This window comes from Arthrobacter sp. Dra40 (genome assembly GCF_059091905.1).
Window position 1 is genome coordinate 35,821 of the sequence record NZ_JBNHHB010000016.1, and the last position, 14,250, is coordinate 50,070.

At 66.7% G+C, this 14,250-nt stretch carries 18 protein-coding genes; 17 read left to right on the plus strand and 1 reads right to left on the minus strand.

Features of this window, described 5'->3' with window-relative positions; genetic code table 11:
* The first annotated feature begins 7 nt into the window (after nt 1-7).
* Together AC5RWT_RS10135 and AC5RWT_RS10140 are read left to right on the plus strand one after the other, a co-directional pair.
* On the plus strand, nt 8-718 hold the full coding sequence (locus AC5RWT_RS10135) for an alpha/beta hydrolase (protein WP_494080120.1): 711 nt from the start codon (nt 8-10) through the stop codon (nt 716-718).
* A gap of 59 nt (nt 719-777) precedes the next feature.
* Nucleotides 778-2,019, plus strand: coding sequence for a hypothetical protein (locus AC5RWT_RS10140; RefSeq protein WP_494080121.1), 1,242 nt, complete (start codon nt 778-780; stop codon nt 2,017-2,019).
* Here the strand turns inward: AC5RWT_RS10140 and AC5RWT_RS10145 are convergent.
* Nucleotides 2,001-2,432, minus strand: a complete 432-nt coding sequence (locus AC5RWT_RS10145; RefSeq protein ID WP_494080122.1) for a YkvA family protein — start codon at nt 2,430-2,432, stop codon at nt 2,001-2,003. The two genes, AC5RWT_RS10140 and AC5RWT_RS10145, sit on opposite strands and share 19 nt — an antisense overlap.
* 215 nt (nt 2,433-2,647) lie before the next feature.
* Between AC5RWT_RS10145 and AC5RWT_RS10150 the strand changes: the two genes are divergently transcribed.
* The 15 genes from AC5RWT_RS10150 (at nt 2,648) to dprA (ending at nt 14,139) form a co-directional block, all read left to right on the plus strand.
* Complete coding sequence (locus AC5RWT_RS10150) at nt 2,648-3,535, plus strand: VOC family protein (RefSeq protein ID WP_494043517.1); 888 nt, start codon at nt 2,648-2,650, stop codon at nt 3,533-3,535.
* A 66-nt stretch (nt 3,536-3,601) separates the two neighbouring features.
* Complete coding sequence (locus AC5RWT_RS10155) at nt 3,602-4,087, plus strand: hypothetical protein (protein WP_494080123.1); 486 nt, start codon at nt 3,602-3,604, stop codon at nt 4,085-4,087.
* A 267-nt stretch (nt 4,088-4,354) separates the two neighbouring features.
* Nucleotides 4,355-4,780 (plus strand): 30S ribosomal protein S16, encoded by a 426-nt coding sequence (rpsP, locus tag AC5RWT_RS10160; RefSeq protein ID WP_127514792.1) that lies wholly within the window; start codon nt 4,355-4,357, stop codon nt 4,778-4,780.
* Nucleotides 4,780-5,019 (plus strand): RNA-binding protein, encoded by a 240-nt coding sequence (locus AC5RWT_RS10165; protein WP_127514794.1) that lies wholly within the window; start codon nt 4,780-4,782, stop codon nt 5,017-5,019. Before rpsP ends, AC5RWT_RS10165 begins: the two co-directional genes overlap by 1 nt.
* A gap of 124 nt (nt 5,020-5,143) precedes the next feature.
* Nucleotides 5,144-5,692 (plus strand): ribosome maturation factor RimM, encoded by a 549-nt coding sequence (gene rimM / locus AC5RWT_RS10170; protein ID WP_494080124.1) that lies wholly within the window; start codon nt 5,144-5,146, stop codon nt 5,690-5,692.
* Nucleotides 5,693-6,619, plus strand: a complete 927-nt coding sequence (gene trmD, locus AC5RWT_RS10175; RefSeq protein ID WP_494080125.1) for a tRNA (guanosine(37)-N1)-methyltransferase TrmD — start codon at nt 5,693-5,695, stop codon at nt 6,617-6,619. It begins immediately after the preceding gene.
* Between the two features lie 393 nt (nt 6,620-7,012).
* Complete coding sequence (gene rplS, locus AC5RWT_RS10180; protein WP_127514798.1) at nt 7,013-7,369, plus strand: 50S ribosomal protein L19; 357 nt, start codon at nt 7,013-7,015, stop codon at nt 7,367-7,369.
* Between the two features lie 32 nt (nt 7,370-7,401).
* A complete protein-coding gene (gene lepB / locus AC5RWT_RS10185; protein WP_494080126.1) occupies nt 7,402-8,124 on the plus strand; it encodes a signal peptidase I in 723 nt (240 codons plus the stop codon).
* Between the two features lie 5 nt (nt 8,125-8,129).
* Entirely contained in the window at nt 8,130-8,948 is an 819-nt protein-coding gene (lepB, locus tag AC5RWT_RS10190) for a signal peptidase I (protein WP_494080127.1), read from the plus strand.
* The gene (gene rnhB, locus AC5RWT_RS10195; RefSeq protein WP_494080128.1) at nt 8,945-9,643 is read left to right on the plus strand and encodes a ribonuclease HII; all 699 of its coding nucleotides are present in this window, start codon (nt 8,945-8,947) and stop codon (nt 9,641-9,643) included. The genes lepB (AC5RWT_RS10190) and rnhB overlap by 4 nt, the downstream gene beginning before the upstream one ends.
* A gap of 33 nt (nt 9,644-9,676) precedes the next feature.
* Complete coding sequence (locus AC5RWT_RS10200) at nt 9,677-10,000, plus strand: DUF2469 domain-containing protein (protein ID WP_127514805.1); 324 nt, start codon at nt 9,677-9,679, stop codon at nt 9,998-10,000.
* A 111-nt stretch (nt 10,001-10,111) separates the two neighbouring features.
* The gene (locus AC5RWT_RS10205) at nt 10,112-10,870 is read left to right on the plus strand and encodes a DUF8548 family protein (protein WP_494080129.1); all 759 of its coding nucleotides are present in this window, start codon (nt 10,112-10,114) and stop codon (nt 10,868-10,870) included.
* A 124-nt stretch (nt 10,871-10,994) separates the two neighbouring features.
* Nucleotides 10,995-11,351: a YraN family protein gene (locus tag AC5RWT_RS10210; RefSeq protein ID WP_494043523.1), complete on the plus strand. Its 357-nt coding sequence runs from the start codon at nt 10,995-10,997 to the stop codon at nt 11,349-11,351.
* Nucleotides 11,351-12,892 (plus strand): YifB family Mg chelatase-like AAA ATPase, encoded by a 1,542-nt coding sequence (locus AC5RWT_RS10215; RefSeq protein WP_494080130.1) that lies wholly within the window; start codon nt 11,351-11,353, stop codon nt 12,890-12,892. Before AC5RWT_RS10210 ends, AC5RWT_RS10215 begins: the two co-directional genes overlap by 1 nt.
* A gap of 38 nt (nt 12,893-12,930) precedes the next feature.
* The gene (dprA, locus tag AC5RWT_RS10220; RefSeq protein WP_494080154.1) at nt 12,931-14,139 is read left to right on the plus strand and encodes a DNA-processing protein DprA; all 1,209 of its coding nucleotides are present in this window, start codon (nt 12,931-12,933) and stop codon (nt 14,137-14,139) included.
* Nucleotides 14,140-14,250: the final 111 nt, after the last annotated feature.

Consider the following 14,250-nt stretch of genomic DNA (forward strand, 5'->3'; position numbering starts at 1 on the left):
TTCTCCCATGGCATTCGGCAGCGGGGAGCGGGTGGTCTTTGTCCACGGCACGGACAGCTTCGGTGCCGCGGCCTGGCCGCATCAGCACCGGCTGGCCGGCCGTTACGACTGCCTGTTCCTCCGCCGCCACGGGTTTGACCTGCAGGCCGAGCCGCTGCCGACCGACTTTGATGAAGACGCCCGGATTGTCGGCCGGCATCTCGGCGCCGGTGCCCACGTGGTGGCGCACGCGCAGGGCGCCGTCGCCGCCATGATGGCCGCCGTGGAGCACCCGGACAACGTGCATTCGCTGACCCTGTTCGAGCCGGCTTGCTTATCCTTGACCGCCGACTTGCCCGCCACGCGTGCCTACCGCCAGCGGCTGGAGCCGTTGTTCGCCGCCCGCGGCGAGCTGACCGACGAGGAGTACCAGCGCGAGTTCGTCCGGCTGGTGGTTGGGGCCGAAGCGCTGCCGCTGGCCACCGCGGCCGACCGGGCACAGGCCAAGCGGGCCCGGCTGCAGGCTCCGCCGTGGAACGCGCCGCTGCACATTGTCCCGGGCCTGCCCACGCTGGTGGTCACCGGAGGTTGGGAACCGCTGTACGAGGAAGTGGCCCACTATCTGGCGGGCACCGGCGCCATTCACCGCCACGCCTGCGGGCACCACCGCCCGCAGGACTCGGACCAGGGCCGCGCACTTCTCGAAGCCTTCCTGGCCCGCAAGGCGCTGCCGGACTGACCCGAGAATTTCCGCCCGTCGCTGCGCAGCCGGACCGTAGAGGTTGCTAGCGTTGAGCTATGAACCAAACAGGCTGGGAACCGGCGTCCGGACAACTGTGGTGGCCGTGGCCGCTGGACGAGGCCGGAGTGGCGGCGCTGCAGCAGCAATTCACCGACCGGTCCCTGCTGGGCGCCTTCGCCGGGGGAGTTCCGCAGCCCGGCGACAGCGTGGTGTCCGTGCTGCTGGCCGTGAACCCGGAACAGCGCGCGGCAGTGTTGGATACCGCAGGCAAGGCGGTGCCGGGCCCGGACGTCGCGGCCCTGGTCCGCGGGCTCTCCGCCGATTTGGGGGCGGCTGTGGAGATTGACGGCATCGAATATGAGGCACCGGCACCGGAAGCCGCGCTGGAACTCGACGCCGTGCCCGAACCCGACGACGCTGAGAATGTCGAAGCGCCGGACGCCGCCGAGCTGCGCACCGTCCTGGTGGGCAAATTCCGGCGCGAGGACCTGATCATGTTCGGTGCCCTCAACGGAGTGGAAGTCCATGTCCTGGAGTCCGATCAGGGAAGCCCTGACGGGCCCGCACCTGGACAGCGCATCGTGTTGGTTCACGGCGAGGCGGCGCCCGGGCTCTACAACTGGCCGGTCTCCGCCAAACCCATCGTGGCACTGATGGACTTGGACGGTTTCCGCGCGGTCGAGGCATGGCTGCCCGGAACGCGGCGCGATCCGGACACCAGCTTCTGGCACGCCTGGGAGGGGCCAGCCAAGCCGTTCCCGTCGGCCTCCCGCGCCGATGCCGAGGCGCTGCGGCTGCTCGGCCGGATTGTGCATCCTGAAGGTCCCGATCCGCGGCGGCTCAGCGAAGTCCTCGGACTGGAACCGGGCGCCGTTCAAGGACTGCAGGAGTTGATGGCCTCACCGGACGAGCCGGGAATCCTGGCCCGCGCCGGCCACCTCTTGGAACTGCCTCCGGTCGCCGCACGGCTGGCCGAAGGATCGCTGCAGCCTGACCGAGTCCCCGGAATGGAGACCCTCCCGGTTCAGTCACTCGGCAAAGCACTGCTTGAACTGGCCAGCACCCCCACCGAAGGGAGGGGGCCGCTGGCCGCCTGGCAGCGCGCCGTCGTCGCACGCCCGGGCATGCTGGCCGGCAGTGCCGCCGCCGCGGCCACCGGTGCCGCGCTGCTGTTCCGGGCCGCGGGCCGCCGGCCGGCCAGCGCCCGGTTGCTGCGCGCCGGCGCGCTGGGGCTGGTGCTGCAGGCCGCCGGGGATGTTGCGTTGGGCAGCTACCTGGCCTACCGTCGTCGCCGCTGATCCCCGGAAACCCCGGCCAGCCGTTCGACGGCGTCGAGCCCGGCTTCGGTGCCGGGCCAATGCCGGCGCAGCGGATCCGGTCCCGCAGACCGGACCATCGCGCGCAGCAGCCAGGCGGCCACCAGCACGTCGTCGGCGTAGCCGAACACCGGGACGAAATCGGGAACCAGGTCGATGGGCGAGGCCAGATAGGCCAGCAGCAGGAGCGGAAGCAGCCGCGTCCGGGCCGGCAGTTCCGGGTCGGCCGCCAGCCGGCGCAGCAGGCGGAGCAGGTCGGGCAATAGGCGCAAGGCGTCCCGCATGCGAACGGTGTCGGGATGGCGCCGCGCGTACCCCCACAAGGCCAGGAGCATCAGTGCGTACAACAGCGCCAGCCCGCCGGCCACGGCGAGGACCGGTTCCCACCATTGCATCGCGGCATCCTGACTCGTGTTGACGCTTTGGGATCAGATTACCGCCCGGGGCAGCGGCGAGCTCGGCTGCCGGCCGGGCGAGCGGTGGGACCGGGCGCCAGCCGAGATCAGCTGGAGTCCCGGACGGCGCTGGTCCGGAGAGGGGGGAGCAGCACGCCCTTAACGCCCAAAACAGGGGACTGGAATAAACGTGAAGCTTCAAGTATCATATTTACATGAACTTTCAAGTAAACCCCCAGGACCTGCTCTCCGCCGACCTCAGCATGGGCACCGTGATGCTCAAGGTGGGGGACATGAAGAACATGACCAACTACTACCAGCAGGCGCTGGGGCTGGATCCTGTCTCCGAAGGGCTTGGCGGGGTTTTCCTGGGCCGCGGCACCACGCCGCTGCTCCACCTGGCTCCGGCCACCGGGCTGCAGCTGCCGTCCCGCGGCGAAGCCGGCCTGTTCCACACCGCCTTCCTGTTCGAGAACCAGTCTGACCTGGCGGCCACGGTAGCCACCGCGGCGCAGACCGATCCCTCCCGTTTCACGGGCAGCGCCGACCACCTGGTCAGCGAGGCGTTCTACTTCACCGACCCGGAGGGCAATGGCATTGAGCTCTACTGGGACCGCCCGCGCGACCAGTGGTCCTGGAACGAGACCGCCGAGGGCAAGGAAGTCCACATGGACAGCCTGGCCCTGAACCCCCAGACCTACCTGCAGAGCCACCTGACCGAGGAGTCGCTCGCCAGCCAGCGCCAGTCGGGCGCCGGAATCGGCCACGTGCACCTGCAGGTCGGCGACACCCACACGGCCGAAGAGTTCTACGTGAAGACCCTCGGCTTCGAGCGGACTGCCGGCTGGCACGGCCAGGCGCTGTTCGTCGCCGCCGGTGGCTACCACCACCACATGGCCATGAACGTCTGGAACAGCCGCGGCGCAGGCCCGCGCAAGGACACCCTGGGCCTGGGCGAAGTGCTGATCCACGTGCCGACCGACGACGAGGTGGGCGCCCTGGCGGAACGGCTGACCAGTGCCGGCGTCTCGCATCACCACACCGGCGCCGAGCTGCGCTTCGAAGACCCGTGGCGCAACCAGTTGCGCATCGCCGTCGGCTAAGCGGAAATCCGCCCGCGCGGCTAGGCTGAAAGAGAACCATCGGTCTAGCCGCGGAAGGGCTTGCACATGTCCGGAACCACCGAAATCTTCGTCGCCACCCACGATGCCGCCGTCCGGCGCGCCGCAGAACTCGAGGCCAGCGTCGAATCCCGAGGCGAAACCGACGGACCCATGGCCGAGGTCGGGGATGCCCCCAGCCTCCGCCTCAATGGCGTCACCGACCTGGAGGTCGAGATCCTCGGCGGCCTGGCTGCCAAGGCAGTCGGAGCCGCCGGCGGCGAGGCGCTGGACATGGCCGACGTCTCCAGCGACTACCTGATGGTGGCCTCGGACGCCATGGTCCAGTCGCTGGCTGAACTCTTGACCCACACCGACGACGCCGGTGCCTCCTTGATCCCGGAGGTCGCCTCCCTGTGGGCTGCCGAAGAGGACATGCCGTTCAGTGGCGAGATCGCCGAGGACCACGTCCGCCGGATCGCACAGCTGGCCTCTCAGGCCGAGCAGGCCGAACGCCAGCAGCTCTACGTCTGGTCCAGCACCGCCGAAGCCTAAGCCCCCGGTGGTCGGCCCATCCGTTAGCCGACCAAGTTCGGTGCTCGACCAAGTGAGCTTCGGCGAACGCGTGGAGACCCGCCGCAAACCCAGCACCGCCGTCGAGTCGCGCGGATTGGTTCCTATCTGGCACAATAGACAGGTACTCGATCTGCGCGGCCCCTCTCTCCGTGTATGCATCTTGTCCTTTGAACCCCAACCATGGCCCGCCCCACGGGAGCAGACATACGGGTTCGCCCATTTTCAGAACCAGGAGTGACCACAACAGTGGCCGTAAAGATTCGCCTTAAGCGCTTCGGTAAGAAGTTCTCTGCCCACTACCGCGTCGTTGTCATGGATTCCCGCGCCAAGCGCGACGGCCGTGCCATCGAAGAGATCGGGCAGTACCACCCGACCGAAGAGCCCTCGTTCATCGAGATCAACTCCGAGCGCGCCCAGTACTGGCTTGGCGTCGGCGCACAGCCGACCGAACAGGCTGCCGTCCTGCTCAAGATCACCGGCGATTGGCAGAAGTTCAAGGGTATTGAGGGCCAGGAAGGCACTCTCAAGACCAAGGAAGCCAAGGAAGCCTTCGTGGCTCCCGAAAAGGGCTCCGTGATCATCCCCGAGGCCATCACCCCGAAGGCCAAGAAGGAAGAAGCTGCCGAGGCTCCGGCCGAGGAAGCTGCAGACGAAGCCGAAAAGGCTGAGTAATGCTGGCCGAAGCGCTCGATCATCTGGTCCGCGGGATCGTTGACAGTCCCGAGGACGTCAAGGTCACGCAGAAGAATAACCGCCGCGGTGACATCATCGAGGTGCGTGTTCATCCGGAGGATCTGGGCCGCGTCATCGGCCGTCAGGGCCGCACCGCCCGTGCACTGCGCACCGTGGTGAACGCCTTGGCCGATGAGCAGGTCCGCGTCGACGTTGTGGATACCGACCGCCGACGCTGATCCGGATCGGCGCTGCCCGGCTTCACGCCAGGCACCCATTCCATAACCTCCGGCCCCTGTACCAGCTAATGGTCCAGGGGCCGGACGTTTTTCACCCGACGTCGTTTCTATCCAAGGAGTCTGCATGCAGCTACAAGTTGCCCGGATCGGCAAGCCGCACGGCATTCGGGGCGAGGTCACCGTACAGGTGCTGACCGACGCTCCGGCAGATCGCTTCGTGCCCGACGTCGAACTGACCGTGGAGCCGGCGAGCCTCGGGCCGCTGACCGTGAGTAGTGCCCGCTGGAACAAAGACATCCTGCTGCTCGGTTTCCATGAAGTTTCGGACCGCAACGGTGCCGAAGAACTCCGCGGCGCCAAGCTCTTCATCGATACCGAGGACGTCGAGGACGACGACGATGCCTGGTACGAGCACGAGCTCGTCGGCCTCGACGTGCGCGTGGGGGACGAGGTGGTCGGCAAGGTGTCCGGACTGAACACCCTGCCCGCCCAGGACCTGCTGATAGTGGAGAACGTCGACGGCGAGGAAGTCCTGGTGCCCTTCGTCGAAGCCATCGTGCCGGAGGTCGACGTGGAAGCCGGTTTCGTCCGGCTCACGCCGCCGGCCGGGTTGTTTGAGCTGAACGCGCCCGACGCGCAGGAAACCCCCGACGACGGCGAGGGGGAGCGCTAGGTGCGCATCGACGTCGTCAGCATCTTTCCGGAGTATCTGGCAGCGCTGGACCTGTCGCTGATTGGCAAAGCCCGGCAGGACGGACTCCTGCAGCTGAAGGTGCATGACCTGCGCGACTTCACCACCGACCGCCACCGCACCGTCGACGACACACCCTACGGCGGCGGAGCCGGCATGGTCATGAAGCCGGAGCCCTGGGCCCAAGCCCTCGAATCCCTGATCCCCGGCCCTTCGGCCGACGCCCCGGCGGTCGACCAAGTGAGCGCGTCCCCGGTGGTCGATCCAGTGAGCGCCAGCGAACGCGCAGATACCCAGGTGGAGGCGCCGCAGCCCGCCGCCGCCCGCCCGGTCCTGATCGTTCCCTCGCCCGCCGGTGAGGTCTTCAACCAGGCCCTTGCCTACGAACTCGCCACCGAGGACCACTTGGTCTTCGCCTGCGGCCGGTACGAAGGCATTGACGAGCGTGTCCTCGAATGGGCCGCTGAGCACTTCCGCGTACGGCCGGTCAGCCTCGGCGACTACGTGCTCAATGGGGGAGAAGTGGCCGTCCTGGCCATGGTTGAAGCCGTCGGCCGGCTGGTGCCCGGCGTCGTCGGCAATCCCGAATCTCTGGTGGAAGAGTCGCACTCGGACGGGCTGCTGGAGTATCCCGTCTATACCAAACCGTCGGATTGGCGCGGCCGCGGCATTCCGGAGGTGCTGCTCAGCGGCAACCACGCCAAGATCGCCCGGCACCGCCGCGACGAACAACTGCGCCGGACTGCCGAACGCCGCCCGGACCTGATCCTCGGGCTGGATCCGGAGACGCTGGACAAGGCGGACCGTGTCACCCTCAGCGCGCTTGGCTACGCCATCACCCCCACGCAGGTCCTGCCGGCTACACCGAAGTCAGGGGTTGCCGCCGAGGCGACCCCGCACACCCCCTGATTTCGCCGCCAGGGGGGAGATCTCCCCATCAAGTCAGGGGTTGCTGCCCCTGACCTCGCAGGTAGCCCCGGACCTGGGAGCTTGCCCCCGACCTAGCAGGTAGCCCCCCGGCCTGGGAGCCGGCCCCCGACCTCGCAGGTAGCCCCGGACCTCGGAACGGCCCCGAATTTCGGCGGAATTAGAGCTTCGGCCGCGCCATGTGGCAAAATAGAGGATTGTGTCCGCTGGGCGCGATCCTGCCACAGGGGGAGCGCTGCCAACAGCTGGATTCGCTGGCCGCCGATTCCCGGACGGGCCGGTTCTTGAATTTCGGCAGCGACTGTTGCAGGCTACGCCCTGACCGTCGCGCCGTAACCAAAGTGAATGACCTGTGGCGTTCACCAGGAGTGAGAAATGCATATCCTCGACTCTGTCGACGCAGCATCCCTGCGCGACGTTCCCGAGTTCCGCGCCGGCGATACCGTCAAGGTGCACGTGAACATCATCGAAGGCAAGACCGCCCGTATCCAGGTTTTCCAGGGTTACGTGATGGGCCGCCAGGGCCATGGTGTCCGCGAGACCTTCACCGTCCGCAAGGTTTCCTTCGGCGTGGGCGTGGAGCGTACCTTCCCGGTACACTCCCCGATCATCGACCACATCGAGGTCGTAACCAAGGGTGACGTTCGCCGGGCCAAGCTGTACTACATGCGCAAGCGCCACGGCAAGGCTGCCCGCATCAAGGAGAAGCGCGACTTCGGCACCGCCAAGTAAAGCTGCCCTCCAGCAGCTTCTTGACTTAGGCAGTGCAGCAAATCTCTGGTTCCCCGGATGCCTCTGGGGAACCGCCAAGACGCCGGTCCGGACTTCCGGGCTGGCGTTTTGTGTTGGCCATCGTGGTCTGCGCGGTGGTGCTCAGCGCCATCGTGCGGGCCACGCTGGTGGACGTGTATTACATCCCCTCCGGTTCCATGGAGCCGCTGCTGGAGACCGGCGACCGTGTGCTCGTCTCGCGCACCGACTACCACTTCGGTGAAATCCGGCGCCGCGACCTGGTGGTCTTCGACGGACGTGGCTCGTTCGCGCCCTTCAACAGCGGCAACTCCCCGTTCGTGGACCTCCTGCAGCAGGCCGGCCAGTGGCTGGGCGTTGCCGGCAGCGACACCATCTACGTCAAACGCGTGATCGGCCTGCCGGGGGACACCGTCAAATGCTGCGGGCCGGACGGCCGCCTGCAGGTCAACGGCGAACCGGTGCAGGAGGATTACATTTTCGACGGCGACGCGCCCAGCGAGATGGAGTTCTCCGTCCAGGTACCGAAAGATAGATTGTGGTTGATGGGGGACCACCGCACCGCCTCGGCCGATTCCCGTGCCCTCCTGGGTGCTCCCGGCGGCGGTATGGTTCCAGTTGAGCGGGTCATCGGCCGGCCGCTGAGCATCATCTGGCCGCTGGACCGGGCGGCCGGGTTGGAGCGGATACAGTTGGGTTCCCAGCCGGCGGACCAGCCCGCGGAGAATAGAGGATAGTGAGCATGGACCAGGACGACCCGAAGGACACTGGCGGGTACCAGCCGCACGCCTCCGGGCCGCAGAAGCGCGATCGCACAAACCGCGAACGCAAGAACACCGGGCGGAACTCGTTGTTGTCGTGGCTGAAGGAGATCGCCACGATCGTCGCGGTCGCCGTCGTCCTTTCTTTCCTGATCAAGACGTTCCTCTTCCGCGCCTTCTTCATTCCCTCCACCTCGATGGAGGACACACTGGAGGTGGACGACCGGATTTTCGTCAACCTGCTGGTGCCGCAGCCGTTCGCGCTCACCCGCGGCGACGTGGTGGTCTTCCAGGACGACCTCAGTTGGCTGCCCCCCAATGGGGAGCACAACGCCGGCAACTGGTTCCAGCAGTTCCTCACCTTCGTGGGTTTGATGCCCGATGCCTCGCAGCAGCACCTGGTCAAGCGCGTCATCGGCATGGGCGGAGACCATGTGGTCTGCTGCGACGCCGACGGCCGGATCTCGGTCAACGGCGAACCGCTGGACGAGGACCCCTACCTTGCGCCCGGCTCGGACAACACCCGGATCCCCTTCGACGTGACCGTGCCCGAGGGTAAAATCTGGGTCATGGGCGACAACCGGAATCATTCCGCGGACTCGCGCGAACACCAGGACGAAGCCTCGAAGGGCTTCGTGGCCGTGGAATCCGTCGAGGGCAAGGCCAGCGTCATCGCCTGGCCGCTGGACCGGCTGAGCTTCCTGGGTAACTATCCGGAAGTGTTCGACGGCGTTCCGGCACCTTCCGCGGCGACCGGTACCGAGCCAGCCGCCGTCACCCGTCAGAACGAGTCCCAGTGACAAGCAAAGCCCCCACGCTGCGTTTTGAGCGTTCGTTCGTCGACGCCGGACACCGATTGGTCGCCGGCGCGGACGAGGTGGGCCGCGGGGCCCTTGCCGGTCCGGTCAGTGTAGGCATGGTGGCCATCGACGCAACGTCGGCCAAACAGATCCGCGGCGTGCGCGACAGCAAGCTGCTTACCCCGGCCGACCGGGTGGCCCTGGTGCCCAAGATCCAGAAATGGGCACTGGCCTATGGCGTGGGCCACGCCAGCGCCGCGGAGATCGACGCACTGGGCCTGATGGCGGCCATGCGGCTCGCCGGCGCCCGCGCCTGGGGCCAGGTGGTGGCCACCGCCCGCCCGGACATCGTGATTTTGGACGGCAACCACGACTGGCTGTCCGCCGGCGAGCCGTCATTGTTCGACGACGCCGCCCAGCCGGGCTGCGACGCCCCGGTCCTGACAAGGATCAAGGCAGACCTGCAGTGCCTCAGCGTGGCCGCCGCCAGCGTGCTGGCCAAGGTCGAGCGCGACGCCATGATGACCGGCTACGCGACCGACTATCCAGACTACGCCTGGGAGATCAACAAGGGCTACGCCACCGCCGCACACCGCGCGGCCCTGCTGGGCATCGGCCCGTCCGATTTGCACCGCCGAAGCTGGCGGCTGACCCCGGAGCAGCCGCTGATGCCCGCGGTTGACATTGCCAACTAAACACCGTCAGCCAATCTGGGGCAGGATGGATACATGAGCGCCGAAGACCTTGAGAACTATGAAACCGATATGGAGCTGCAGCTCTACCGGGAGTACCGCGATGTCGCCGGCCTGTTTAGCTATGTCGTGGAGACGGAGCGCCGCTTCTACCTGGCGAACCACGTTGACCTACAGGCCCGCTCGGCCGACGGCGAAGTCTACTTCGACCTGACCCTGCAGGACGCGTGGGTCTGGGACGTCTACCGCTCCGCCCGGTTCGTGAAGTCCGTCCGCGTGATCACGTTCAAGGACGTCAACGTCGAGGAACTGACCAAGAACGACGACCTGACCCTGCCCAAGGACGGCCTCGGCGGCTGATCGATTGCCTAGTGGCCGGCATCCACCTCCGTCGCCTCCCTTCCGGTTTTGAGTGCGTGCATTTGGCTCACTCGTAGTGTTCCGGTCTTCGACGCCCCGCTGTGAAAAGCAATGCCTCGAGGCTTTAGAACGTGCTGCTACAGTGCGCATACGACATTTGCGTTCAGCGCTGAAGCTGAAGTTCTTGCGGACAAGTGCCGCTCAATATTCGGCGACGAAAGCCGTTGGATTACGGCGGATGGTTACTCGAATAGCTTGGCCCTTGCCATGATCGATTCGATCTACTCGACCGGCTCGCACTATCAGAGCGTCATAAACGTCGTAAACAAGTACAGGGCATACCGGGAGGCCCAGAACGCCGATGCATATTACGACGGCGTTGATGAGTTGCTGCACACCTTCGAGGAGTTGGGCGGAAGTAGCGGTTGGGCAGCGATGGTTGACAACCACAAACCTGCACATACGAAGGCGAACGCGGTCCTCAAGGCAGAGGTCATTCTTCAGGCAGCACGGACCTTCAAGACACTCAGAATTACGACTCGCTCCGCACTCCATGAAGAGTTCGCCAAGGACGAATCGCTCCACCGGGTAAAGGAAGCTTGGCTGAAGCTCCCTAGCCAGTCGTCGGGCGTCACTTTCAACTATCTGCTCATTCTCTGCGGCTTTCAGTCCGTGAAACCGGACCGTATGATCATTCGCTTCGTGCAGGAACATGCCGGCCTTGACGGCAAAGACCTGGCCCCAATGCAGGTTGCAGAGCTGATCAAAGAGGCCGCCGTTCAGTACCCGACTGAGCCAAGACGGCTTGACCACGTCATTTGGCGCCATGTGTCCGGGAGAGACATATTTCACGCTGAGGAACTGAGCTAATTCTTTAGACTATCGGTGATTCCCCGCTATAAGCCGTCCTCCACAATCAGTTCGCGCGCAGGCATCGTCCACATCCTTGTGCCTCGGCCTGCTCGCTCAGTGAGCGCCACGCCACGCTGGAGGCATGAGAGCGAAGGATGAACTCGGGCGGCGCGGCGAGGAGATGGCCGCGGCCTATTTGGCGGGCGCCGGCCAGCGCGTGATCGACCGCAACTGGCGCAGCCCAGACGGGGAGCTGGACCTCATCACCGTGGACGGAGCGTCCATCGTGGTCTCCGAGGTGAAGACTCGCCGCAGCACGGACTACGGCCACCCCTTCGAAGCCATCACCGGCGCCAAGATCCGGCGGCTCCATTCTTTGGGACACCAGTGGCTGCGCGACCACGGGATGGCCGGCACCGCCATGCGGGTGGACGCTGTGGCGGTGCTCTACGGACAGGCCCGCTGGCCCGTGATCGAATACCTGAAGGACGTCGGCTGATGGGCCTCGGGCGGACGTTCTCCGTGGCCTTGGTCGGGCTCAACGGACACATCGTTGAGGTGGAAGCGGACATCGGACAGACACTTCCGGCGTTTGTGCTCCTGGGCTTGCCGGATGCGTCCCTGTCCGAAGCGAAGGAGCGGATCAAGGCGGCCGCGAAGAACGCCGGTGTCCCGCTCAGCCGGCGCAAGATTACTGTCAATCTGGTCCCGGCCTCGCTGCCTAAGAAGGGATCCGGCTTTGACTTAGCCATCGTGCTGGCAGCCCTTCAAGCAGCGGGCGACATCCGCCCAGCCGGCCGTACGGTGTTCCTGGCCGAGCTCGGGCTGGACGGGCGGCTCCGTCCAGTGAGCGGGGTCCTGCCAGCTGTCATGGCAGCAGTGGACGCGGGCTATTCGCAGGTGGCCGTCGCTGCGGCCAATGCCGAGGAGGCCGCTCTGGTGCCGGGCGCGGAAGTACGCAGCTTTGAGACGCTGGCCGAGGTGCTCCTGGCCTTCGGTGCGGACCTTGACCGGCTCAACCTCGCCGCGTCGGAACCTCGGTTGGAATCCACTGCGGTTGCCGTTGCCCCTGCCGGTCCGGCACTGGATCTAGCAGACGTGGCGGGACAGCATGAAGCCCGAATGGCGTTGGAAGTGGCCGCCGCGGGCGGGCACCACCTGCTGCTGGTCGGCCCGCCCGGTGCTGGGAAGACCATGCTGGCTGAACGGCTGCCGGGTATTCTCCCTGACCTCCCTGACCATCACGCCATGGAGGTCACCGCCATCCACTCCCTGAGCGCCACAGCGGCGCCGCTCACCGAACTGATCCGGCGCCCGCCCTATGAAAGCCCCCACCACACAGCCACCGCCGTGTCCATCATCGGCGGCGGCTCCGGCCTGCCACGACCGGGAGCCGCCTCCAGAGCCCACCGCGGCGTGCTTTTCATGGACGAGGCGCCGGAGTACGGCCGACAGGTCCTCGACGCCCTGCGCCAGCCGCTGGAAAGCGGAAAGCTTGTGGTGCACAGGGCCGCCGGAAGTGCCGCCTACCCGGCGCGCTTCCAACTGGTGATGGCCGCCAATCCCTGTCCGTGCGGGCTTTCCGGAGGCAAGGGGCTGGACTGTACCTGTACGGCCGAGCAGAAGCGCCGCTACTTTGGCAAGCTCTCCAATCCCTTGACCGACCGGATCGACCTGCAACTGACCTTGCAGCGGCTGACGGTGGGAATGATGGCCGCCGGCACCAGCCGGGAGAGCAGCGCACTCGTCGCAGGCCGGGTCGCTGCCGCCCGGACGGCCCAGCAGGAGCGGCTGCGCCGGTGGGGGATCGGGCTGAATTCGGAGATCAGCGGCGAGCTGCTCACCGGCAAGCTGCGGCCTTCGCCGGCTGTCACCCGCGACCTGGACCGTGCCATGGAGCGGGCCGTGCTGACTGGGCGCGGCTATACCCGGGTCCTGCGCGTGGCTTGGACGCTCGCGGACCTAGCCGGTCTGGACCGGCCGGACCGGGACGCAGTCAGCACCGCGCTGACCTTCCGTCAACAGGTCAAGGCGGCCTGAGCGTGCTTTCCCCACCAGCGTCGGCCAGCTACGAGGAGATGACCAGAATGACGCAATTGCCCTCCGACGATGAGCGGTTGGCCCGGGCGGCGCTGTCCCGGCTGATGGAACCGTCGGACTGGATCGGACTGGCCCTGGTTTCCGTTGCCGGTCCGTTCGATGCCTTGCGCATCGCCACCGGACAGGTGAGCGCCGGACACGGTCTGCAGACTGAGCTGCTCAGGACCCTCGACCGTCAGGCCGCGACGGGCACCACGCAGCCCCTGTCCGATGCCCTGGAACGCTGGGCACCGCGGGTCAAGGATCTGGCGCCGGAACGCGACCTCGCTGTCGTGGGCAGACTCGGCGGTGCCTTGCTCATTCCCGGAGACGCCGTCTGGCCGGCAGCCCTGGCCGATCTCGGCCTCGGAGAACCGCTCTGCCTCTGGGCACGGGGCAGGTTCACAGACGGCATTCCGACGGTCGGGGCAACGGTGGCCGTCGTCGGCTCCCGTGACAGCACCAACTACGGCAATCAGGTGACAGGCGACCTCAGCAGCGGACTTGCGCAGCGGGGATACTGTGTCATCTCCGGCGGCGCCTACGGCATTGACGCACAAGCTCATCGCTCGGCACTTGCCACGGACGTGGACCACGTCGCGACCATGGCGGTCATGGCCGGAGGTCTCGACCGCTACTACCCGGCAGGTAACGAGGAGCTGCTCCAGGCGATTGCCAGCCGGGGCATCCTGCTGGCCGAGGTGCCGCCCGGTGCCGCACCAACGCGTTGGAGATTCCTGCAAAGAAACAGGCTGATCGCAGCGCTGGCGGCGGCCACCATAGTTGTGGAAGCACGCTGGCGCTCCGGTGCTCTGAACACTGCGCACCACGCCGCAGGCCTGGGCCGCGGAGTGGGTGCGGTTCCTGGATCCGTCTACAGCGCCAACTCGGCCGGCACGCACCGATTGCTGCGCGACGGCAGTGCAACGGCCATCACTGACGCGGCGGAGGCGGCCGAACTCGCTGGACCAATTGGGGCCGCCTTCGAGCCGGGAACCCAGGAAACGTTGGCGGACCACGACGGTCTCGGCGTGGACGACTTGCTGCTGCTCGACGCCCTGCCGGTTCGCCGAGGAAGCACTGTGGACAAGCTCGCCACCGTCGCCGGAGTCCCTCTGCGCACGGTGCTGGCCGGCCTCGGGCGGCTGGAAGCGGCAGGTCTCGCCGTACAGGATGCCAGCGGCTGGCGGCGCGGGAGGAGGGGCTGAGCGAGGACGGAGGGGCTGAGGGCCGGACGGCAAGGCTTGAGGGCGGCGACCGATGTAGGCGAAGAAAGAGACTCCGGGGCGGGAAGCGGCTGGACGGGACAGAAAGATTGA

What these genes read in the sequence shown, in the direction of transcription:
- AC5RWT_RS10210 (WP_494043523.1), top strand. Translation starts at nt 10,995, where the DNA reads ATGAGAGCGAAGGATGAACTCGGGCGGCGCGGCGAGGAGATGGCCGCG.
- AC5RWT_RS10145 (WP_494080122.1), bottom strand. Translation starts at nt 2,432, where the DNA reads ATGCAATGGTGGGAACCGGTCCTCGCCGTGGCCGGCGGGCTGGCGCTG.
- AC5RWT_RS10150 (WP_494043517.1), top strand. Translation starts at nt 2,648, where the DNA reads ATGAACTTTCAAGTAAACCCCCAGGACCTGCTCTCCGCCGACCTCAGC.
- dprA (WP_494080154.1), top strand. Translation starts at nt 12,931, where the DNA reads ATGACCAGAATGACGCAATTGCCCTCCGACGATGAGCGGTTGGCCCGG.
- rimM (WP_494080124.1), top strand. Translation starts at nt 5,144, where the DNA reads ATGCAGCTACAAGTTGCCCGGATCGGCAAGCCGCACGGCATTCGGGGC.
- AC5RWT_RS10135 (WP_494080120.1), top strand. Translation starts at nt 8, where the DNA reads ATGGCATTCGGCAGCGGGGAGCGGGTGGTCTTTGTCCACGGCACGGAC.
- rplS (WP_127514798.1), top strand. Translation starts at nt 7,013, where the DNA reads ATGCATATCCTCGACTCTGTCGACGCAGCATCCCTGCGCGACGTTCCC.
- AC5RWT_RS10205 (WP_494080129.1), top strand. Translation starts at nt 10,112, where the DNA reads ATGCCTCGAGGCTTTAGAACGTGCTGCTACAGTGCGCATACGACATTT.
- AC5RWT_RS10140 (WP_494080121.1), top strand. Translation starts at nt 778, where the DNA reads ATGAACCAAACAGGCTGGGAACCGGCGTCCGGACAACTGTGGTGGCCG.
- AC5RWT_RS10155 (WP_494080123.1), top strand. Translation starts at nt 3,602, where the DNA reads ATGTCCGGAACCACCGAAATCTTCGTCGCCACCCACGATGCCGCCGTC.
- AC5RWT_RS10215 (WP_494080130.1), top strand. Translation starts at nt 11,351, where the DNA reads ATGGGCCTCGGGCGGACGTTCTCCGTGGCCTTGGTCGGGCTCAACGGA.
- AC5RWT_RS10165 (WP_127514794.1), top strand. Translation starts at nt 4,780, where the DNA reads ATGCTGGCCGAAGCGCTCGATCATCTGGTCCGCGGGATCGTTGACAGT.
- lepB (WP_494080127.1), top strand. Translation starts at nt 8,130, where the DNA reads ATGGACCAGGACGACCCGAAGGACACTGGCGGGTACCAGCCGCACGCC.
- AC5RWT_RS10200 (WP_127514805.1), top strand. Translation starts at nt 9,677, where the DNA reads ATGAGCGCCGAAGACCTTGAGAACTATGAAACCGATATGGAGCTGCAG.